The organism is Pedobacter aquatilis (assembly GCF_032678425.1).
Lineage (GTDB): Bacteria > Bacteroidota > Bacteroidia > Sphingobacteriales > Sphingobacteriaceae > Pedobacter > Pedobacter aquatilis_B.
On sequence record NZ_JAVTSG010000002.1, the window covers coordinates 174,336 to 195,592 of the forward strand.

Sequence of the window (21,257 nt, forward strand, 5' to 3'; positions counted from 1 at the left end):
TCGAATATTTTTTTAAAAATTTATTTTGAATTTTGATTTCAAATCTTACCTTTGCAGTCCGTTAACAAACGGAAATGCATTTGTAGCTCAATTGGATAGAGCATCTCACTACGGATGAGAAGGTTTGGGGTTCGAATCCCTACAAGTGCACTTAAAAGGATTTCATTAATTTGAAATCCTTTTTTTGTTTGATGCTTTTTCAGGCATTATCGAAAAGTTTAAGTAGAAACCAATTTCAATCAGAAATTGGCAAAATATGTTTGGCTTACCTGAAATGAAAAATGGTACTAAACAAACAAATTCTTCAATATTTATGCGGTATTTCATCGTGAATCCTTCGGGAAGTGTTCGGAAATCCTTCGGGAAAGATTCGGGTTTTGGTTTAGATTTTCCTAAAGTTCGGGCAAATGCTTTGTAATCGTAATATGATGTTGTTTTAAGTCTAACCTGGTTTCTTTTCGATTGATGCCTCGACAAATGCTGTTTTTATAGAGGTTTAAGTCAAAAACAAGTAAATAAATGCACAACTTTTTAAGAGCATTAAATTGATGAAATGCAGCAAGAAATGTGAACTGTCCATATATGAACATAGGCTGTTCGCAATCGGACAAAAATGATATTCAGATATCATCTACTGGTTCTCATTTAATGTTTTTAAGCTTGGCACATGAATTGAATCGCTTGGTGAAATTGTCAAATATGCTTAGACACCATCTGTTACTCGTTTACAGAAACTTCAGGAAGTATAAAACTTCTTTCCTGATAAATCTCCTCGGCCTAAGCGCCGGACTAACCTGTAGTTTATTAATTTATTTATGGGTTAATAATGAGTTGCAGATGGATAGCTTCCACAATAAAAGAATCTATCAGATTATCCAGAATGAGCATTTGAGTGATGGTGTCGAGACAGTAGAAGGAACACCCGGAATTTTGGCTGAAGCTATGGCAAAAGAACTACCAGAAGTTGAGGTTGCGGCGGCTGCTTCCCCGGCCTTTTGGCTTGCACAGAGTAAGGTTTCTGCAAAACAGAAGCCTGCAATTAAAGCGGCGGGGAAATTTGCAAGCGCTGATTTCTTCAAGGTGTTTTCTTATCCGCTTATTACTGGCAACAAAAATAATGTTCTTAGAGGTGTTAAAACGGTTGTTATTTCAGAGAGTATGGCAAGAAAGCTCTTTAACAGCGTTGATGTAATAGGGGAGAAAATGGTTTGGAGCAATACCGAAATGCAAGCTGAAAACCAGGCTACCATATCAGGTGTATTCAAGGATATGGCTCAAAATACATCAGAAAGGGTAGATTTTTTTGTTTCTTATGATGTTCTATTGGGTCCTGATGGAAATTCCGGTTACAGAAAATGGATAAACTATGGCCCAAGTACTTATGTATTGCTTAAGAAAGATGCTGAAATAGATGTATTCAATTTGAAAATAAAAAATTACCTTAAAACTAAAGGTGTTAAAAGTTACACGCTATTTGCAAGACCTTTTGACGAAAGTTATCTCTATAATAGATTTGAAAATGGCAAACTCACCGGCGGACGAATTACGTATGTTAAGCTTTTTTCTTTATTAGCAGTTTTTATCCTCACTATTGCTTGTATTAATTTTATGAACCTTTCTACCGCAAAAGCGTCCAGAAGATCAAAAGAGGTTGGGGTTAAAAAAGTTTTGGGTGCACAAAGAGGGGCTTTAATTCTGCAGTACCTTTCAGAATCTATTCTACTAACTATTATTGCTGTATTTGTTTCATTGCTTGCTGTTGAATTGTTGTTGCCGCAATTTAATCAAATAACAGGGAAGCAACTGAGCCTGGAATTTAATGTTCCTTTAGTAGTTGGCATAATTATAATAACTGTTTTTACAGGATTGCTTTCTGGCAGTTATCCGGCCTTATTTCTGTCTGGTCTAAAACCATCTACAGCCTTGAAAGGTAAACTTCAGCTTACAGCGGCAGCACTATTTACAAGGCAGGGTTTGGTAGTATTTCAATTTGCTTTCTCAGCGATTCTCATTGTGGCGGTAATTGTAATCTATAAACAGATTGAATTTGTGCAGAAATCCAATCCAGGATTTCAAAAAGACAATGTGATATATTTCGAAGCTAATGGTGCATTTAAAAATAGAACAAACTTCATAATAGAACAGGTCAAAAAAATTCCTGGAGTCGTTAATGCGTCGAGCATTGATAGGGAGCTTTTAGGCGACCTGAGTTATACATTAGGAGATTTTGACTGGGAAGGAAGAGACAAAAGTGAAGTTATCAAATTTCAACGGGCAGATGTAAATGCTGGCTTGATAGAAACTTTGGGAATGGAAATGGCAGCGGGGAGAAGTTTTTCAGACCAATATCCTGGCGATACTTCAAAAATTATCATCAATGAAGCTGGTATAAAAAAAATGGGACTCAAAAATCCGGTTGGAAAACTATTTAGGTTATGGGGCATTGATATGCAGATTATTGGTGTGGTAAAGAATTTTCATTTTGAATCGTTACATCGAAAAATAGATCCTTTATTTATTAGATATAAGCCGTCACATACTAATCGGGTAATGGTTAAAATTAGGGCTGGATATGTAAACGAAGTTCTGGAGGCACTAAAGAAGTTTAATGCCAAATATAATCCCGCCTATGAATTTGACTATAAATTTCTCAGTCAGGATTTTCAGGCTCAATATAACTCAGAAAACAGGGTAGCGGTGTTGTCGAAATATTTTGCTCTGCTTGCAATTATAATTTCTTGTCTGGGTTTGTTTGGCCTAGCTGCCTTTACCGCCGAGAGAAGATTTAAGGAGATAGGTATTAGAAAAATATTAGGTGCTTCCGAAATTAATGTGGTGTATATGCTTACAAAAGATTTTACAAAACCTGTAATTATTGCAATTGTTATTGCATTACCGCTTGGTTATTTACTTAGCAAAAGCTGGCTAAATTCCTTTGCATATCGAATCGATTTGAAATTCTGGTTCTTTTTAATTTCGGGTTTCGTGGCTTTCCTTATCGCCTTATTAACAGTATTCTTTCAGGCGATTAGGGCGGCAAAAATGAATCCAGTTAAGGCAATTAAAACAGATTGATATATTTTATCTGGTAAGAAATTGATTTTGCCTCTCAAGCAAAATTTGTGTTTCTTGATAGAATATTTGGTTAAAATTCAATATTTCCATTGATTCTTTTTAAAACCATTTAGAATGGTTTTAAAAAGCCCTGATTTACAAATTAATTAGCGAATTTAAACGGCATCTAAATTAATAATTATATATTTGCAGCCTTGAAATGCAGCACCTTGTGCAATTTTCAATTTTAATATTCGGCCGCATTACGGCTTTTTTAATTTTAAAGACAACCTAAACCACGTTAATGCTTAATTTAGTTCTCTTTGGCCCTCCGGGGGCGGGTAAAGGCACCCAATCAGCAAAATTGATTGAAAAATATCAGTTAGTACATGTTTCAACAGGCGATCTTTTTAGAGCACACGTTAAAGGAGAAACAGAATTAGGAAAAAAAGTTAGTCAATTGTTGGCCGATGGAGAATTAGTTCCGGATGCGATTACAATTGCAATGCTTGAAGAAGAAGTAGACAAAAACCCTGATGCAAAAGGTTTTGTATTTGATGGTTTTCCTCGTACGGTTCCACAAGCGATTGAGCTTGATTTATTTTTAGAGCGTAAAGGCAGTAAAATTGCTGGAGTTATTGCTTTAGATGTAGACCAGGATGAGTTAACAAAGCGTATTGCAGAGCGCCATAAAATTAGTGGCCGTCCTGATGATGATGCAGAGAAGTTGAAAAAACGTATTTCTGAGTACTTCGATAAAACTATCCATGTTCTACCTTATTACGAGGAACAAGGAAAGTTAGAAAAGGTAAACGGAATTGGCGAAATAGATACAGTTTATAATAACCTTTGTTCGGTTATTGATAAATTTTAATAGAATATTTAATTTTTAAGCATCCGCAGAAAAGCATAAATTGTTTTTTGCGGATGTTTGTTTTTTAGCGATTTTTGAAAATCAAAAATTTAATTGCTTAATAATAACGGTTTGATGTAAAATTTAAAATCGTCAATTCAAAAATCTAATTGCTTAATAATAACGGTTGATGTAAAATCAAAAATCGTCAATCAAAAATTTAATTGCTTAATAATAACGGTTGATGTAAATCTAAAATCGTCAGTCAAAAATCTAATTGCTTAATAATAACGGTTGATGTAAAATCAAAAATCGTCAATCAAAAATTTAATTGCTTAATAATAACGGTTGATGTAAAATCAAAAATCGTCAATCAAAAATTTAATTGCTTAATAATAACGGTTGATGTAAAATCTAAAATCGTCAATCAAAAATCGTAAATCAATATGTCGCAAGGGTCAAATTTCGTAGATTATGTAAAGATTTGTTGCCGTTCTGGTAAAGGCGGTGCAGGTTCTGCACATTTACATCGTGATATTTTAACATCAATGGGTGGCCCTGATGGTGGAGATGGTGGTCGTGGTGGACATATTACCGTTGTTGGTAACAGCAACATCTGGACATTATTGCATTTAAAGTACCGTAAACATATTATTGCCGAAGATGGCTTAGCTGGCGGAAGCTCACACAAATTTGGTCGACAAGGTAAAGATGAGATTTTAGAAGTTCCACTTGGAACAATTGCTAAAGATGCCGAAACAGGTGAAGTACTATTTGAAATTACTAAACACGGCGAAACCAAAATTTTAACGGCAGGTGGCCGTGGTGGATTAGGTAATGCACACTTTAAAACCGCAACGCAACAAACACCACGCTTTGCACAACCTGGCGAACAAGGTAAAGAGGTTTGGAATATTCTCGAACTTAAAGTTTTGGCCGATGTTGGTTTGGTTGGTTTCCCGAATGCGGGTAAATCTACTTTGCTTTCTGTAGTTTCTGCTGCGAAACCAGAAATTGCCGATTATCCTTTCACTACAATTGTTCCTAATTTAGGTATTGTAAGTTATCGTGGAGGCAAATCATTCGTAATGGCCGATATTCCTGGAATTATCGAAGGTGCATCAAAAGGTAAAGGATTAGGTTACCGTTTCCTACGTCATATTGAGCGTAATTCTGTATTGCTTTTCATGGTTCCTGCAGATACAAGCAGAACAATTAAAGAAGAATATGAAATCTTGAAAAGTGAATTGCTTTCTTACAATCCAGAATTAATGCAGAAACCACATATTTTGGCAATCACCAAATCAGATATGCTGGACGAAGAATTAATGGCAGAAATGAAGCAAGATTTGCCATCAAATATTCCATCGATTTTCATATCATCTGTTGCACAAAAAAATCTGTTAGAATTAAAGGATTTGCTGGTTAAGGCAATTGAGGGGTAGTTTTTAGTCCGGAGTTGGTAGTCTTAGGTTTTCGTCATGGGGCCTGTTGTTTTCTTGCTTAGAACAATTAAACAATTAGACAATTTAACAATTCCAGCAATTAAACAATTCAAACTTTCCAATATTCCCAAAACCAAACCTATCCCCTAAAACGGTCAACAACACAACCCACCCATTCTTTTAAAATATACTGCCAGGCCGCTAGTGCACCTGCATCTGGCATGTAATAATCAGATATATCGTAACTTTCTTTGCCTATATAATCTGTAGGATAATAATCCAGTTCGCGTTTAAAAGCACGATTAAAAATCATTTTAGAGCGAGGGATGTGCCATGCACTTGTAATGATCAGAACGGAGGCATTCGGGCGATAGTTATTGGCCAGTTCTACACTATATTTAGCATTCTCGATGGTGTTTTTACTTTTATTTTCAACTATAATCGAAGAATCAGGTATGCCAATATCTTTTAGGTATTTTAATGTAATATCTGCCTCAATCGGTTCAGTACCAATTAACTTACCTGAACCACCACTAATCAGAATTTTTTTAACAACCCCAGTTTTAAACAAATGTATCGTTTGAATGAGCCTATCTCCACGGTCGCTAACAGCTAGTTCGCCATCCTTATTAGATTTTGAAAAACCACCTAAAAGAATACCAATATCATATTTTCTTTGTGGGGGATATTTAGCCTCATACAAATTATAGATTTTGCCTATCAGGAAACTGTTAGAGAAAACAAAAAATAAAGAAACTGCGAGTATAAGAAAACGTTTCCTGCGAATGGGTTTTTTTGAGAAAAGCGCAAATAATAAAGCAACAGAGATCCAGATAATGGGTTGCAGAATGAATATTAAAATCTTCGAAAGAATAAAAACCATAAGAGCAAAATAATCCTGTAAAACTAAGATTATTTTGCCAAATGTTTATTACCCTTGTCCTTCTTGAACCTGCCCATTTTGATGCGCGTGTTCCAGGATATCCTGAACGTCAGATTTACGTTTTTTCTCTACTTTGTGTTTGAAATGTGGCACTTCATGCTCAACAATATCATTTTCTATGGCTTCTACGCCAAATACTTTTTCTTTTAATAGGTTGTATTTATCCTGAAAACCATAGCGAAGATTTCTGGCGCCACCAGCGATTTTTCCTCGTGTTCCTGCGCCACTATCTGGTGCAAATAAAATGCTTATCACCGCACCAACAGCTAAACCAGCAACCAAAGCGATGGCAATTTGTGCGTTATTATGAGATTTGTGCGTTAAATATTTTCCGATTAACTTTCTGTATTTCATGATAATATATTTTTAAATGGAACAAATGCTACCTGATAATGTTTCGTTATTTTTTAAATTCAACTGTAATTCAGAATCTTAAGAAATGATTTTTTGGAGCGCAATTGCACTGCTACTATTAAAAGTTAGTCCCGCTTTACGTTTCAATCTTTTTTAACTTCTGTCAATTCTAGTCATTTTTGTCATTGCGAGGAGGCACGACGTGGCCAATCTTTTTCGCAAATACTTAAAAAAGTATTTCCACTTCAATCGGGGCTGAATGGCAAAGGCATTTTTTAATTTTGAAAGTTTGCATGGTACCAAACCCTTGTTTCTAAACCTGATTTTAATGGAAAGCCCGCAAGCGAGGTACGAGTGCGGACTTGTAATGGTAAGCAGGGCTGCAAACCGCCAAAAGAGCCGAATCTTTCGTTTTCAAAAAAAAACAATTTGATTTTAACTAAGTTTAAATTTTATAAATCGAAATTAATATGGTAAAAGCAACGATAAATAAAGAACATTACGCTTGTTCGGTAAATAATGGCTCGCATGATATTGTGGTTGATGAACCTGTAGAACTTGGTGGAACGCATAAAGGTTTTGCACCAAAAGGATTGTTAATGGCGTCATTGGCTTCTTGCGTAGCGATAACTTTGAGAATGTATGTGGATAGAAAAGGTTGGGAAGTGGATAAAATAGAGGTAGAGGTGAATATGGGGATTGAAAATGCGCAAAATATTTTCTTAGAAGAAATTACTTGTACGGGTAATTTAACCGCTGAGCAAAAAGAAAGACTTGAAGATATTGCTGCTAAATGCCCCGTGAGTAAAATCTTAACTGCTGGTAATGAAGTGCGCTCGAAAGTCTTATAAAAAGGTGCAAAACTCGTTTATCTATTCCTGAAAAGCTTTGGTATCTTTGTAAAACCCTGGCTTTCTCTGGAGTAAAAAATTATTTATGGCTACTGAAATTAAATGCCCCAACTGTGCCCATGTTTTTCCGATGGAAGAAGCAATGGCCGAAGATTACAAGAAAGAGCTGCGTGAGAAAATGGTCACATTTACGAAGCAAAAAGATGAAGAATTTCAGCGGAAATTAGCTACGCTTGAAGCTGAAAAGCAACAACAACAAAAAGCATTTGACTTGAAATTAGTCGACGAAAAAAATAAATTGAAAGGCGATTTAGAAGAAAATTTGCGTAAAAGCATTGCTTCTGATTTCGAAACTAAATTACAATTGTTGGAAGGCAATGCCAAAAGTAACGAGGAAAAGTTAAAAATTGCCCGTGAAAAGGAATTGGAATTTCTACGTCGTGAGCAGGGGTTGAAGGATAAAGAAGCCGAAATGGAAATTGCCTTTCAGCGTAAAATGCAGGAGCAACGTACAGAACTTGCCGAACAAATTCGCAAGCAGGAAGCCGAAAAAAACAGCATAAAAGAAACCGAGCATCAGTTACGTTTAAGAGAGCTAGAAAAGCAACTCGACGACCAGAAGAAGCTTGCCGAAGAAATGAAACGTAAGGCCGAGCAAGGCAGTATGCAATTGCAAGGCGAAGTGCAGGAATTGATTTTAGAAGAATTGCTGCGTAGTAATTTCCCTTTCGATTTAATAGAAGAAGTTGGTAAAGGTGTTCGCGGTGCAGATTGTGTACAAGTTGTACGTAATCAATTTGGGCAAGAATGTGGCAAAATTATATATGAAAGTAAACGTACTAAAGACTTCGGCGGCGACTGGATTGAAAAGCTAAAAAAAGATATGCGGAGCATGGGCGTTGATGTTGCAGTAATTGTAAGTCAGTGTTACCCTAAAGGTATGGATTGTTTTGGTCAGCGGGATGGCGTTTGGATTTGCTCTTTTGAAGAAGTTAATGCGGTTGCCTACGTTTTACGTGATGGCATTTTACGTTTATCAACGGCAATGAAATCACAAGAAAATCGTGGCGATAAAATGCACATGCTTTACGATTATTTGACTGGGGCGGAATTTTCGGAGCAATGGAAGGCCATTCGTGAAGGTTTTATGAGCATGAAACTTTCGATTCAACGGGAACGTGATGCAATGGAACGCTTATGGAAGGCCCGTGAAAAACAACTGGAAAAAGTGTTGTTAAATGCAACACACATTCGTGGCTCAATTGAAGGTATTGCGGGCAGCGATAGCATTCAACTAAGTTTAACGGATGATGAAGATGAAACTTTGTTGTTGGATTAATAACTAGTAACTCAGATAAAAGAACTCGTCATTGCGAGGAACGAATCAATCTACTAAAGAAATATTGAAATGAGATTGCTTCGTTCCTCGCAATGACGGATTACATAAACACAATTAAAAAATTAAACTATATAAAGTGAATAAAAACCAAAACAAAAAAATCATTAACCTCTCTACATTATTAGCATTAATTTGCGTTTTATTATTTTCCGGGAACGTTTCCGGACAGCAATTAAAATCTCCTGATGCGAATTTGGTGGCTAATTTTTCTTTGGCTGATGGCGGCGTGCCAACCTATAGCTTAAAGTATAAGGGCAAAGAAGTTATCAAAACAAGTAAGCTTGGTTTGGAACTTAAAGAAGGTAAATCATTAATGAATGGTTTTACAATTTCAGATAGCAAAACATCTACATTTAAAGAAACCTGGAAACCAGTTTGGGGCGAAGTAAAGGAAATTTTAAATCACTATAACGAATTGGCGATTACTTTAACTCAAAAGGAAACCAATCGTTTTATAATCATTCGTTTACGTTTATTTAATGATGGTTTGGGTTTCAGATATGAATTTCCAGAACAAAAAAATCTGGATTATTTCGTAATTAAGGAAGAAAAAACACAGTTTGCCTTGGTTGGCGACCATAAAGCTTTCTGGTTACCAGGCGATTATGATACACAAGAATACAGTACGGTAACTTCAAACTTATCAGAGGTTCGCGGCAAGATGAAAACGGCGGTAACACCAAATGCATCGCAAACTACTTTTTCACCAACAGGTTTACAAACACCTTTAATGATGAAAAGCAAAGATGGTTTGTATATCAACATTCATGAGGCCGCTTTAATCAATTATTCGTTAATGTCGCTTAATCTTGACGATAAGAACATGGTTTTAGAATCGTGGTTAACGCCAGATGCTGTAGGAGATAAAGGTTATATGCAAGCCCCTTGTTTAACACCATGGAGAACCATTATTGTAAGCGATAAAGCTGCTGATATTTTAACTTCTAAATTAACCTACAACCTTAACGAACCGACCAAATTCAAGGATGTATCTTGGATTAAACCGACAAAATATGTTGGCGTTTGGTGGGAAATGATTACTGGAAAAAGCACCTGGGCATACAATGATTTAACCAGCGTACAATTAGGGGTAACCGATTACTCGAAAACTAAACCTAATGGAAAACACGCAGCAAACACGGCTCATGTTAAAGAGTACATTGATTTTGCAGCAAAACATGGCTTAGATGGTGTTTTGGTAGAAGGTTGGAATGAAGGTTGGGAAGATTGGTTCGGTAAGACCAAAGATTATGTTTTCGATTTTGTAACGCCTTACCCAGATTTTGATGTAAAGGAATTGCATCGCTATGCCGCAAGTAAAAACGTTAAAATGATCATGCACCATGAAACTTCTTCATCGGTTCGTAATTATGAACGCCATTTAGATACGGCTTATAAATTTATGAAAGCCAATGGTTATGATGCAGTAAAAAGTGGTTACGTGGGCAATATGATTCCTCGTGGCGAACACCATTACGGACAATGGTTAAACAACCACTACTTATATGCCATTGAAAAAGCGGCTGAATATAAGATTATGGTGAATGCACATGAGGCCGTTCGTCCAACAGGTTTGGCTCGTACTTACCCGAATTTAATTGGAAATGAATCTGCCCGTGGAACGGAGTATGAGGCTTTTGGCGGTAACAATGCCGACCATACTACGATTCTACCATTTACACGTTTAATAGGCGGACCGATGGATTACACACCAGGTATTTTCGAAACTAAGGTAAGTGCTTACAATCCAGAGAACAATTCTTTCGTACATAGTACTTTGGCTCGTCAGTTGGCATTGTATGTTACGATGTATAGTCCGCTACAAATGGCGGCTGATTTACCTGAAACGTATAACAAATATCTTGATGCTTTTCAATTTATTAAAGATGTGGCTGTTGATTGGGATGATACCAAAGTTTTAGAAGCTGAGCCTGGAGATTACATCACCTTCGCCCGCAAAGCGAAAGGAAAAAATAACTGGTTTGTTGGTCGCACGAATGATGAAGTTGCCCGTACTTCGAAAATTGATTTCAGCTTCTTAGATGCTGGTAAGAAATATACAGCAACCATTTACGCGGATGCTAAAGATGCGCACTACGAAACCAATCCAAAAGCCTATACTATTCGTAAAATGGAAGTAACGAATAAAACAAAGTTAACCTTGAACTGTGCACCCGGCGGTGGTTATGCAATTAGTGTTATGGCTAAATAAGATTATGATTTAACCGCAAAGAACGCTAAGTTTTTCGCGAGGGATTTTAATGAGTCGTTCCATTCGGAACGACTTTTTTGTTTTAAAATGCTCCCGCAGATTAAAATGATTTACGCAGATTTATAATTTTCTCTGCGCTTTACCATACTCTTTCCGTCATTGCGAGGCACGAAGCAATCTCCTTTAATATCAATTGTTTTGAGATTGCTTCGTGCCTCGCAATGAAGAGCATAAAGCATGTTTCTTATCCGCTACGCAATCTCAAAATTAAAATGATTTTCACGAAAGCCATAATTTTCGCATATTGCTGTTGACAAAATTATCTGCGTAAATCATTTTAATCTGCGAGACTTTACAACCATGGCGAGAACTAAAAACCACATCGAACTACAATTTTTAAGTGAACCATCTGATGTAAATTACGGCGGTAAGGTACATGGTGGAATGATGATGAAATGGATTGATCAGGCGGCTTTTGCCTGTGCCTTGCAATGGAGCGATTCATATTGTGTAACGGTTTACGTTGGAGGCATTCGTTTTTTTCATCCCGTTCATATTGGGCATTTGGTTAAAATGGAAGCCAGGATAATTTACACTGGCAAAACCAGTATGCACATTGCTGTTGATGCCTACTCAAAGCCTGTAGGTAAAACCGATTTTGTTAAAAATACACATTGCATTATCGTTTTTGTTGCAGTTGATGATGAAGGACAACCAAAACAAATTCCTGCTTTTAAACCTAAAACAGATAAAGAAATTGCCATGCACGGTTATGCGATAAAGTTGATGGAACTAAGAAAAAGCATTGATAAAGAAATGGAACCTTACATCGCTTAAAATACCCCTAAATAAAAAAAAGTCTTAGTTTTCGCTAAGACTTTTTTTATTTAATGTAGTCGTCATGCCAAGCTTGAGTGCCAGGCCAACCGAAATATTATTTCAATCTATTGAAACTTCCCTTTTTGATTTAACAAAGAAAAATATTTATCAAGATTTACGCCTAACGATTTTTCAAAAGACGCCTTAAAATCAGCAGGCGATGGGTGCTTGTTTTTCCACTCGCTAAAATAGGCCTGAAATGCCTTATCAAACCTTTCCTGCCCAATTTCAGCTTCCAGAATATACAACCAAAGTGCTGTTTTGGCATAAGAGATTAAACCATATTCTTCTGATGTTTTGAAATCTGCTGCAGGCGTTTCAATTGCCGATTCCATTGGAACGTTTGATAAAGCACCATAAATACTTGCCTGAAATTTATCTGCTGGTAATTCTTTAATATTCGCCGGAATTACATCGCCAAAAATTGAATTTGCCCTGTATTTTTCTGCTTCATATCTAAATTGATAGAAAGTGTTAAAACCCTCATCTTGCCAGGTGTGCATTCTTTCGTTACTTCCCAGCATACTCATAAACCAGTTATGGCCAACTTCGTGTGTAATTACACCATCCAATGTTTCTTTTTTCGCATCAGGACTGGTAATCAAAGTAATTGTTGGATATTCCATACCACCACTAGCATTATTTTTGGAACCTTCTATGGCTTGTACAGTTGGATATTCGTATTCACCAACCCATTTGCTGTACTTTTTCGTTGCATCTTTAATGTAATCGATGCTATTTACCCAAAGCGTATTTTTCTTATTATGGTAATAGCTAAATGCGTCAACCACTTTCCCCGATGCAAGTTTTACCGTGTCGTATTGTATAACCAAATCCTTATCTGCAAACCAAGCAAAATCGGGTACGTTTTTTATCGAATAGGCTAATTTTTTCTCTGCTGATTTGCCAATCGGTTTATATAGTTCCGGTTTGTTTCCTCTGTTTACCGTATTTTTTGCACCGATGGTTTTGTATGCCTTTAATTCATCGGCATTTTCCAGAACACCTGTTGCACCAACAACATAAGAAGATGGTAAGGTAATATTTACCTTATAATCTGCATACTCGCTGTAAAATTCTCCCATATCTAAATACGGAAACTCATGCCAGCCATCTTTATCGAAAACTGCTGGTTTTGGATACCACTGTGTAACCATAAACTGAGTTTCTGCATAGCCCGAGCGTGAAAAATAACTTGGTAATTTTACATTAAAATCAGTGGAAATAGAGATTGAGTCGCCAGGTTTTAGAGGCGATGGAAGCAAAACTTTAACCACATCAATATATTGCGGATTTGGGTGCGCTTCAATTTTAGCCACATTGCCATCAACCTTAAAATTTAATCCATCAATACTGCCATAAGCAACGTTTTTAAGTTTTTCCTTACGCGAGGTATCGTTTCTAATTTGCTGAAATAATGCAGTAGATTCATTTTTATACGCATTTGGCCAAATATGAAACCAAATAAAATCTAAGTTAGATGGCGAATTGTTCTTGTAAACAATAGTTTCAAATCCTTTTAAAGATTTGTCTTTATCGTTTAAAAAAACATCAATATTATAAGTTAAATGTTGTTGAAAGTAATTTTGCTGAGCAAAGATTGAAAAAGCAAAGAAGGAGAATAAAATGGTTAGAAAGCTTTTATGCATATTGAATTTGTTTAAAATATTTAATGAGCTAATAAACTAAAATCGATTTTAAAAACAACGTAATTATCTAAATTAAATTCTAAAACTGCTTTAAGTTTCTAGTTTGCATTAATTAGAAAATGAAAAATTGAAGCTTTTGGAGGACAACAGTCCCGTTGTTCGCTTTATCTTTTTGTTAATGTTAGCGATACTTTGACTTAAGCGCACCAAAAAGTATGCCGTTACCACCGGGTTTATGATGAAAGGGCGGAGCATTAAACCCCAACCCATTTGCACAACATTAAGTTTTATAGCCCCCGATTGACGCGTAAAACGCCCGTCTTTTACGGGCTTTGGAGCAAAAAGCGGGACTGAAGCAACCGAAGGATTACAAGGCCTTGCGCTTCAAAATATAAATATGCAAACATTTACATTTGTACCTTTTTCGTTTCCTGCGCATTAAAATAAAAAGCAATTTAGCATCTTTGAACCAATACAAAGCAAATTCTATGTTTAAAGTTATAAATGCCGCACTTGGACTGGTTTTTTTCTCCTTTCTATGTTCGGCTCAACAAGTTCGTCCGGCTAAATCCTCAGAAATATATCGCGATTTAAAAACGCTTAAACACATGCCAAAGGTATTGTATTTGGCTGCACATCCGGATGATGAAAATACGGGTTTACTTTCCTGGTTAATTAACGAGCAAAATGTAGAAACAGGCTACTTATCTTTAACCAGGGGCGATGGTGGTCAGAACCTTCTAGGTACAGAACAGGGTGCTGCTTTGGGTTTAATTAGAACACACGAACTTTTGGAGGCCAGGAGATTGGATGGTGCACAACAATTTTTTACCAGAGCGATTGATTTTGGTTTCTCCAAAAATACAGACGATACTTTTAAGCAATGGGATGCCGATAGCATAACGGCGGATGTAGTTTGGGTTATTCGTAAATTTCGTCCGGATGTAATCATTTGCCGTTTTCCGCCAACTGCTGCTGCAGGGCATGGGCAACATGCTGCATCGGCTGTAGTTGCAGAAAAAGCCTTTAAACTAGCTGGAGATAAAAACGCATTTCCCAATCAGCTAAAATATGTTCAAGTTTGGCAACCCAAGCGCTTACTTTGGAATACCTTTAGGTTTGGTGCTACCAATACCACTTCCGAAAGCCAATTAAAGGTTAGTGTTGGTCAGTACGATGCGCAATTGGGTATGGGCTACGGCGAACTGGCAGGTTTAAGCAGAAGTTTGCATAAAAGCCAGGGTGCCGGAACACAATCTGTTGCGGGTGTGCGAACAGAATATTTTTCTCCGGTTTTGGGTGATATTGCTAAAAATTCCTTATTCGATAGAGTTCCGTTAAACTGGTCGGAGAAGGGAATAGGAGATATTGATGATTTGATTGATGTGCTTTTGCTTTCTTTCGACTACAATCATCCTGATAAAAGTTTGCATGGTTTGTTAATGTTACGCAAAAGAATTGCTGCCATACAAGATGCTGGTTTAAGAAAAGATAAATTGGCATCGATTGATAAAATTATTTTAAGCTGCACTGGGTTTATGGGCGAGGTAGTGACCAACCAACCCGAAGCCAATGCAGGTAACAGCTATAATTTCCGTTTAAATGTGGTTTCGAGGTCTGCAGAACCTGTTATTTTAGAACAGGTAAATTGGATTAATCAAACTGATAATTTGAACAGGAGAATTACTGGCGATTCGTTAGTTACCATTGAACGTAAAATTCAAATACCTGCAAACGCGGCCCCAACAGAGCCATATTGGTTAGAAAAACCAGCAAAAAATGCAGCAACTTTTAGTGTAGCAAATGATACCTTAATTGGTTTGGCGGAACAAGAAGCTGCATTGAATGTAGTGATATTGTTAAAGATTGGCGCCGAGAAATTTACAGTAAACTTACCACTATCTTTTAAAAAGCTAGACCCGGTTAAAGGTGATGTTGTGGAACAATTACGAATTGTACCAGCGCTTGATTTAAGCTTTACCGAACCTGTTTATTTTGCCAAAGAGAAGGAAGGCTTGGCGCTTACCTTAAAATTAAAGGCAAACAAAAACCTTAATTATGGTAAGGTAAGTTTCAAAATTGGAAATAATACCATCAAAACTTTCACTGGAATAAATCTGGCTGAGAATACTGTAACGATAAAAGACTTTTTAATTCCGGCTGAGGATTTGGCAAAAATTAAAACCAGTCAGAATAAATTAGAAGCTGTTTTCACTTCTGAAAACAACGATTTTACTAAAGGTCAAATCCTGATTCAATATCCTCATTTACCATCCTTACAATATTTCGTTCCGGCAACAACATGGCTCTTGAAAGATGATGTTAAGGTATTGGCAAAAAAGGTGGGCTATATACAAGGTGCGGGTGATTTAATACCCGAATTTTTAAGACAAGCTGGTTTGCAAGTAGATGTTTTAAGTGAAGCTGATATTTTAAATCCAACAAAGTTGATTACCTACGATGCAATTGTAACCGGAGTAAGGGTTATCAATACTGAAAAGAGAATAAAAAACTGGCAAGCCGCTCTAAAAAATTATGTTGAGAATGGGGGCACAATTGTAATGCAATACAACACCACTCAAGATATGGCTTTGCAAGATTTTGGGATTTATCCTTTCAGTATTAGCGGCAAAAGAGTTACCGAAGAAAATGCTACAGTTAAATTTTTAAATCCGAAACACAAGCTGCTAAATTATCCTAATAAAATTACTGCTGAGGATTTTAACGGTTGGGTTCAAGAACGAGGTGCTTATTTCCCTGATAAGTGGGATGAAAAATATGAGCCACTTTTCGAGATGAATGATACAGGAGAAGAGCCATTAAAAGGCTCAACATTGTATGCAAAATACGGGAAGGGTAATTTTATTTATACGCCATTAGCATTTTTCCGCCAATTACCGGCCGGAAATGTTGGCGCAGCAAGATTGTTTTTTAACTTTATATCAGCAGGGAAGTAAATGAAAAAAAGCTTTAAAAATTGGAACACCTGGTATATTTTACTGGCGCTAGCATTAGTGTTTCAAATTGTGTTTTACTATCTGTTTACTAAATTCTGGGCATGAGTAATTTAGATTGGTTTGTACTCATTTTTACCCTGGTTGCCGTTGTTGCTTATGGTGTTTTTATTGGTCGTGGGCAAAAGAGCAACGAATCTTACTTAAAGGCCGATAGTAAAATGCCTTGGTACATTGTGCTACTCGGTATTATGGCTACGCAGGCTAGTGCAATTACTTTTTTATCAGCACCCGGACAAGCCTATACCGACGGGATGCGTTTTGTGCAATATTATTTTGGTTTGCCATTGGCGATGATAGTAATCTGCATCACCTTCATTCCGATATTTCAAAGATTGAAGGTTTACACCGCTTATGAATATCTGGAGAATCGTTTTGATAAGAAAACAAGGGTTTTAACTTCATTACTTTTCTTGTTCTCCCGCGGTTTATCAACCGGAATAAGTATTTATGCCCCAAGTATTATTTTATCGAGCGTTTTAAACTGGAATATTTATTTAACTAATGTCTTAACCGGGGGTATACTTTTAATCTACACCTATATCGGAGGCGCAAAAGCCATTGCACATACACAGAAACTACAGTTTTTAATTATTTTAGGAACGATGGCTTTTGCAGGCTATTTATTGGTACAGAACATGCCAAATGGGATAGGCCTTAAAGATGCTTTATACCTTGCAGGGAAATCTGGAAAGTTAAATGTTATCACCACAGATTTCGATTGGAAAGATAAATACAACATTTGGAGTGGTGTTTTTGGTGGTTTTTTTCTTGCGCTTTCTTATTTCGGTACCGACCAAAGTCAGGTTGGACGATACATCACCGCAAAAGATAATACCAATGCAAAAATGGGTTTGCTCTTAAATGGCTTAGTTAAGATTCCGATGCAGTTTGCCATTCTTCTAATCGGAGCCTTGCTTTTTGCTTTTTTCTCTTTAAAACCGGCGCCTATTTATTTTAATGAACGCTCTTATCAATATTTAAAAGAAACTAAACCAGAACAAGCAGCGGTTTTTGAAAAGGAGCATCAAGCTTTACAGCAAAAGTTCAATACCGAATCGAAAGAAATATTAGCAAAGAAAGAAGATAATTCAGCATCTTTAAATCAATCAATAGAAAGTTTTAAAACGACTCAAAAAGAGGTTGCTGCTTTGCATGGCAGGGTAGAAGAGGCTATTAACAGCTCGAATTATAATGCCGAAAAAACCGATACAAACTACATTTTTTTATATTTTGTTAAGAATACACTCCCTGCCGGGATGATTGGATTACTCTTTGCGGTTATTTTCCTGGCAAGTTGGGGTTCAATTTCTGCGGCATTAAATTCATTGGCGGCCTGTTCTTTAAAAGATGTGCATTTAATTTTTAATAAAAATAAACCAGATGATGCGACTGAATTAAAATATAGTCGTTTGCATACATTGGCTTGGGGTATTTTTTCTATAGCGGTTGCGATGTTTGCAACCCAGATGGGTTCGCTTATCGAAGCGGTAAACGTACTTGGCTCACTTTTTTACGGGCCAATTCTAGGTATTTTTCTGGTTGCGTTTTACTACAAGAAAATTAATGGAGCTAATGTTTTTATTTCAGCAATTTTATCCGAGATAACGGTTATCGCCATTTATAAGTTCGATGTGGTTTCATTTCTCTGGTTAAATATCATTGGTGCGGTAGCGGTTGTACTTTTTTCGACAATTGGATTATTATTTTATCGGCCCAAAGCTTTAAATTCGTAAAATCAAAAACAACAAAAACAAATACTATGAAAACAATGATTAAATCAGTTTCCCTATTGTTTGCTGCAATCACAATTTCAGTAAGTGCAATGGCTCAAGAAGCTAAAAAACCAGCTAGTCCGGCAGCAACTGCTACAGGAAAAGTAAAGGATGCAACCATTACAATTGCGTATAGCAGTCCTTCGGTAAAAGGACGTAAAATTTGGGGTGGTTTAGAAAAGTATGATGTGGTTTGGCGTGCAGGTGCTAACGAAGCAACAACTTTCGAAACCGATAAAAACATTACCGTACAAGGCAAGGCTTTACCAGCAGGTAAATACAGTTTCTTTTTAATCCCTAAAGAAAGTGGGACCTGGACTGCAATTTTTAACAAAGAACCAAAACAGTGGGGTGCTTACAAATATGAAGAAGCAAAAGATGCTTTACGCGTAGATGTAAAAGTAAAAGCTTTAAAAGCAACTCAAGAAACGTTAGTTTACAAGGTGAATAAAGGTGGTTTTACTATGGATTGGGATAAAGTTTCAGTTCCGGTAGCGATAAAATAAACCAATTTTTATAAGATATTTAAGCCATTCTGATTTATCAGGATGGCTTTTTTTGTTGCCATACTTTTCTGTAAAGAAGATAAAATATAACGATATATTAACCTTAAAATACATACTTTAGCCGGAAGAAATCCCAAACAAATTATTGATATTAAAGATGAGAAGAATTTTAACTGCTATCTGCTTTTTAGTTTACTTAAACGTTTTAGCTCAGAGCAAATCAACTAATTTTTCAATTGCAACAAGCCGTCCGGTAGATTTGGTTAACGTCTTTTTAGGCTCATCCGGAGACCATGGGCAAATGTCGCCAGCTGCTTCGTACCCCTTTAGTATGTTGAGTATTTGTCCGCAAACTTATCCTAAAACGCACACCGGATATGAGTTTTTGGCTAAGAAATTTGAAGGGTTTACGCATAATCGTTTTGAAGGTGTAGGTTGCCAGGGTTCGGGCGGAAATATTTTGATAAAACCATTCTTAGGAACTGAGCCTTCAAAATCTGTTCTATTAAAATCAACAGAAAAAGCTGAGCCTGGATACTATGAAGTTGGTTTTGAAAATAAAATTAAAGCGCAGTTTTCGGTTTTGGGTAACGCGGGTAAACATGCTTATCAATTTCCAAAAGGTGAAAAAGGATTTTATCTGGATTTAGGTTATGCCTTTAATGGAGCTTTTGTATCTGAAGAACATATAATAAACGGTAATGTGGTGAGTGGAACATTGGTCTCTAAAACGACATGTAGCGTAGGCAAATATCGCTTATATTATTATTTGGTTCTTGACGGAAATGCAATATGGAAAGAACAAAGTAATCATAAACTGATTGCCATGCTAAATAGCACATCTACAATGGCTGATATTAATATTGCATTTTCATCTGTAAGTGTTGATGCTGCTAAGAAATCGGTAAATAAGGGTTCGTTTGCGCAAATGAAAGCACAAAGCAGTAAAGATTGGAATGATAATTTAAGCAAAATAGCGGTTGATGGAAATATTGAAGATGCGAAGTTATTTTATTCTCTTTTGTATCGTACAATGCAGTCGCCTTATGTAATTTCAGAAACTGATGGACAATACCGCAACACAAAAGGCGAATTGAAGAACGATACTGAAAAACGATATAATGGTTGGGCAATTTGGGACAATTACCGTACGCAATTGCCTTTGCTTTCTATAATAACGCCAGAGCGTTATCAAGGTATTGTAACTTCCATTGCTGATTTGTATAACTCAGGCAAAAAGGATTATGCAACACAAACTGAGCCATCAAATACTGTTAGAACGGAGCATGGAATTGTGGTTTTATTAGATGCATATAGAAAAGGTTATAAAGTCGATTTTAAAACTATAACTGATTCTTTGGTAAAAGAAGTGAATGGTTTGGATTACAAATCTCCCGATAAAGCATTAGAATCTAGTTATGATAACTGGGCGCTTGCTGAAATTTTTAAGATTCAGAATAATAAAGAAAAAGCAGACAATTACTTAAATAAGGCTTTAGAATATAAAACCTATTGGAACAAAGATTTTAAAGATTTAGCAAAGAATGATGTAGATAGAATGCAGGCCAGAGGCTTGTATCAAGGAACGATTTGGCAATATCGTTGGTTTGTACCTTATGATTTTAAAGGCTTAATTGAACTGGATGGTGGCGAAACCAATTACCTTAAAAACTTAGACGAATTTTTTGAAAGAGATTTGTACAACCACGCAAACGAGCCTGATTTACAAGCACCTCTAATGTATAACGTTACCAAAGCAGGCTATAAGTCTCAAGATTGGATGCACCAGTTGGCTGCGGATACAGTTATTCAAAACTACTTTAATGATAATAGCAGAGGTATTGGTTCTTTTATTGGTAAAATTTACCAGAATAAACCACAGGCATATGTACGTACAATGGACGATGATGCAGGTGCAATGTCGGCATGGTATGTATTTACAGCCAGTGGATTTTCACCCGCTTGTGTGGGTTGGCCGGTTTATTATTTAAATGTTCCGCTTTTTAAATCGGTTACTTATAAAGTTAAAGCTGGTAAAACATTTAAAGTAGATGTAGAGAATTTCAACCTAAAAAACAAATACATAAAGGAAGTTTTTCTGAATGGTAAAAAGTTTAACAAAAACTATATTACACAAGAAGAAATTAATGCTGGTGGGGTTTTAAAAATCGTTGCCTCAGCTACGCCAATTTTGGTTTCAGAAACTGAAAACTGGATATCGAGCTTGGAAAAATAAAAGTGATTTGTTGTTTTTTAGTCAGATTGATTTTTATTTGTTTTAGAGGCAAACAAATTTGATTTATGTGGTGTTCTTGATTAAAAT

The 21,257-nt window shown here is 36.4% G+C and carries 15 protein-coding genes and 1 tRNA gene; 12 read left to right on the forward strand and 4 right to left on the reverse strand.

Going from position 1 to position 21,257, the window contains the following annotated elements; all coding sequences use genetic code 11:
* Positions 1 to 76 precede the first annotated feature (76 nt).
* Positions 77 to 150, forward strand: a tRNA-Arg gene (locus R2Q16_RS06725).
* Between the two features lie 15 nt (positions 151 to 165).
* On the opposite strand, the gene R2Q16_RS06730 is transcribed toward R2Q16_RS06725, so the two are convergent.
* A complete protein-coding gene (locus R2Q16_RS06730; RefSeq protein ID WP_316735991.1) occupies positions 166 to 477 on the reverse strand; it encodes a hypothetical protein in 312 nt (103 codons plus the stop codon).
* A 222-nt stretch (positions 478 to 699) separates the two neighbouring features.
* On the opposite strand from R2Q16_RS06730, the gene R2Q16_RS06735 reads away from it, so the two are divergent.
* From R2Q16_RS06735 to obgE, 3 genes are all read left to right on the forward strand, one after another.
* Positions 700 to 3,075 carry an ABC transporter permease gene (locus tag R2Q16_RS06735; RefSeq protein ID WP_316735992.1) on the forward strand — a complete coding sequence of 792 codons (2,376 nt, stop codon included), beginning with the start codon at positions 700 to 702 and terminating at the stop codon, positions 3,073 to 3,075.
* A 283-nt stretch (positions 3,076 to 3,358) separates the two neighbouring features.
* The gene (locus R2Q16_RS06740; protein WP_316735995.1) at positions 3,359 to 3,928 is read left to right on the forward strand and encodes an adenylate kinase; all 570 of its coding nucleotides are present in this window, start codon (positions 3,359 to 3,361) and stop codon (positions 3,926 to 3,928) included.
* Positions 3,929 to 4,353: 425 nt separating this feature from the next.
* Positions 4,354 to 5,352 carry a GTPase ObgE gene (obgE, locus tag R2Q16_RS06745; RefSeq protein ID WP_316735996.1) on the forward strand — a complete coding sequence of 333 codons (999 nt, stop codon included), beginning with the start codon at positions 4,354 to 4,356 and terminating at the stop codon, positions 5,350 to 5,352.
* Between the two features lie 139 nt (positions 5,353 to 5,491).
* Here obgE and R2Q16_RS06750 read toward each other — a convergent pair whose 3' ends face one another.
* Positions 5,492 to 6,055 (reverse strand): YdcF family protein, encoded by a 564-nt coding sequence (locus tag R2Q16_RS06750; RefSeq protein WP_316735997.1) that lies wholly within the window; start codon positions 6,053 to 6,055, stop codon positions 5,492 to 5,494.
* Between the two features lie 228 nt (positions 6,056 to 6,283).
* On the reverse strand, positions 6,284 to 6,649 hold the full coding sequence (locus R2Q16_RS06755; protein ID WP_316735999.1) for a YtxH domain-containing protein: 366 nt from the start codon (positions 6,647 to 6,649) through the stop codon (positions 6,284 to 6,286).
* Between the two features lie 470 nt (positions 6,650 to 7,119).
* Between R2Q16_RS06755 and R2Q16_RS06760 the strand changes: the two genes are divergently transcribed.
* From R2Q16_RS06760 to R2Q16_RS06775, 4 genes are all read left to right on the forward strand, one after another.
* Complete coding sequence (locus tag R2Q16_RS06760; RefSeq protein WP_316736001.1) at positions 7,120 to 7,500, forward strand: OsmC family protein; 381 nt, start codon at positions 7,120 to 7,122, stop codon at positions 7,498 to 7,500.
* Between the two features lie 85 nt (positions 7,501 to 7,585).
* Positions 7,586 to 8,839, forward strand: coding sequence for a DUF2130 domain-containing protein (locus tag R2Q16_RS06765; RefSeq protein WP_316736003.1), 1,254 nt, complete (start codon positions 7,586 to 7,588; stop codon positions 8,837 to 8,839).
* A gap of 136 nt (positions 8,840 to 8,975) precedes the next feature.
* Positions 8,976 to 11,111 (forward strand): glycoside hydrolase family 97 protein, encoded by a 2,136-nt coding sequence (locus R2Q16_RS06770; protein WP_316736004.1) that lies wholly within the window; start codon positions 8,976 to 8,978, stop codon positions 11,109 to 11,111.
* Positions 11,112 to 11,471: 360 nt separating this feature from the next.
* Positions 11,472 to 11,948, forward strand: coding sequence for an acyl-CoA thioesterase (locus tag R2Q16_RS06775; RefSeq protein WP_316736005.1), 477 nt, complete (start codon positions 11,472 to 11,474; stop codon positions 11,946 to 11,948).
* Between the two features lie 107 nt (positions 11,949 to 12,055).
* On the opposite strand, the gene R2Q16_RS06780 is transcribed toward R2Q16_RS06775, so the two are convergent.
* On the reverse strand, positions 12,056 to 13,639 hold the full coding sequence (locus R2Q16_RS06780) for a M1 family metallopeptidase (protein ID WP_316736006.1): 1,584 nt from the start codon (positions 13,637 to 13,639) through the stop codon (positions 12,056 to 12,058).
* A gap of 488 nt (positions 13,640 to 14,127) precedes the next feature.
* Between R2Q16_RS06780 and R2Q16_RS06785 the strand changes: the two genes are divergently transcribed.
* The 4 genes from R2Q16_RS06785 (at position 14,128) to R2Q16_RS06800 (ending at position 21,170) form a co-directional block, all read left to right on the forward strand.
* On the forward strand, positions 14,128 to 16,596 hold the full coding sequence (locus R2Q16_RS06785) for a PIG-L family deacetylase (protein ID WP_316736007.1): 2,469 nt from the start codon (positions 14,128 to 14,130) through the stop codon (positions 16,594 to 16,596).
* A gap of 101 nt (positions 16,597 to 16,697) precedes the next feature.
* Positions 16,698 to 18,389, forward strand: a complete 1,692-nt coding sequence (locus R2Q16_RS06790) for a sodium:solute symporter (RefSeq protein ID WP_316736010.1) — start codon at positions 16,698 to 16,700, stop codon at positions 18,387 to 18,389.
* A gap of 26 nt (positions 18,390 to 18,415) precedes the next feature.
* Complete coding sequence (locus tag R2Q16_RS06795; RefSeq protein WP_316736012.1) at positions 18,416 to 18,934, forward strand: DUF2911 domain-containing protein; 519 nt, start codon at positions 18,416 to 18,418, stop codon at positions 18,932 to 18,934.
* A gap of 157 nt (positions 18,935 to 19,091) precedes the next feature.
* Positions 19,092 to 21,170 carry a glycoside hydrolase domain-containing protein gene (locus tag R2Q16_RS06800; protein ID WP_316736013.1) on the forward strand — a complete coding sequence of 693 codons (2,079 nt, stop codon included), beginning with the start codon at positions 19,092 to 19,094 and terminating at the stop codon, positions 21,168 to 21,170.
* Positions 21,171 to 21,257 lie beyond the last annotated feature (87 nt).

What these genes read in the sequence shown, in the direction of transcription:
- R2Q16_RS06790 (WP_316736010.1), top strand. Translation starts at nt 16,698, where the DNA reads ATGAGTAATTTAGATTGGTTTGTACTCATTTTTACCCTGGTTGCCGTT.
- R2Q16_RS06800 (WP_316736013.1), top strand. Translation starts at nt 19,092, where the DNA reads ATGAGAAGAATTTTAACTGCTATCTGCTTTTTAGTTTACTTAAACGTT.
- R2Q16_RS06755 (WP_316735999.1), bottom strand. Translation starts at nt 6,649, where the DNA reads ATGAAATACAGAAAGTTAATCGGAAAATATTTAACGCACAAATCTCAT.
- R2Q16_RS06785 (WP_316736007.1), top strand. Translation starts at nt 14,128, where the DNA reads ATGTTTAAAGTTATAAATGCCGCACTTGGACTGGTTTTTTTCTCCTTT.
- R2Q16_RS06775 (WP_316736005.1), top strand. Translation starts at nt 11,472, where the DNA reads ATGGCGAGAACTAAAAACCACATCGAACTACAATTTTTAAGTGAACCA.
- R2Q16_RS06765 (WP_316736003.1), top strand. Translation starts at nt 7,586, where the DNA reads ATGGCTACTGAAATTAAATGCCCCAACTGTGCCCATGTTTTTCCGATG.
- obgE (WP_316735996.1), top strand. Translation starts at nt 4,354, where the DNA reads ATGTCGCAAGGGTCAAATTTCGTAGATTATGTAAAGATTTGTTGCCGT.
- R2Q16_RS06760 (WP_316736001.1), top strand. Translation starts at nt 7,120, where the DNA reads ATGGTAAAAGCAACGATAAATAAAGAACATTACGCTTGTTCGGTAAAT.
- R2Q16_RS06735 (WP_316735992.1), top strand. Translation starts at nt 700, where the DNA reads ATGCTTAGACACCATCTGTTACTCGTTTACAGAAACTTCAGGAAGTAT.
- R2Q16_RS06780 (WP_316736006.1), bottom strand. Translation starts at nt 13,639, where the DNA reads ATGCATAAAAGCTTTCTAACCATTTTATTCTCCTTCTTTGCTTTTTCA.
- R2Q16_RS06795 (WP_316736012.1), top strand. Translation starts at nt 18,416, where the DNA reads ATGAAAACAATGATTAAATCAGTTTCCCTATTGTTTGCTGCAATCACA.
- R2Q16_RS06740 (WP_316735995.1), top strand. Translation starts at nt 3,359, where the DNA reads ATGCTTAATTTAGTTCTCTTTGGCCCTCCGGGGGCGGGTAAAGGCACC.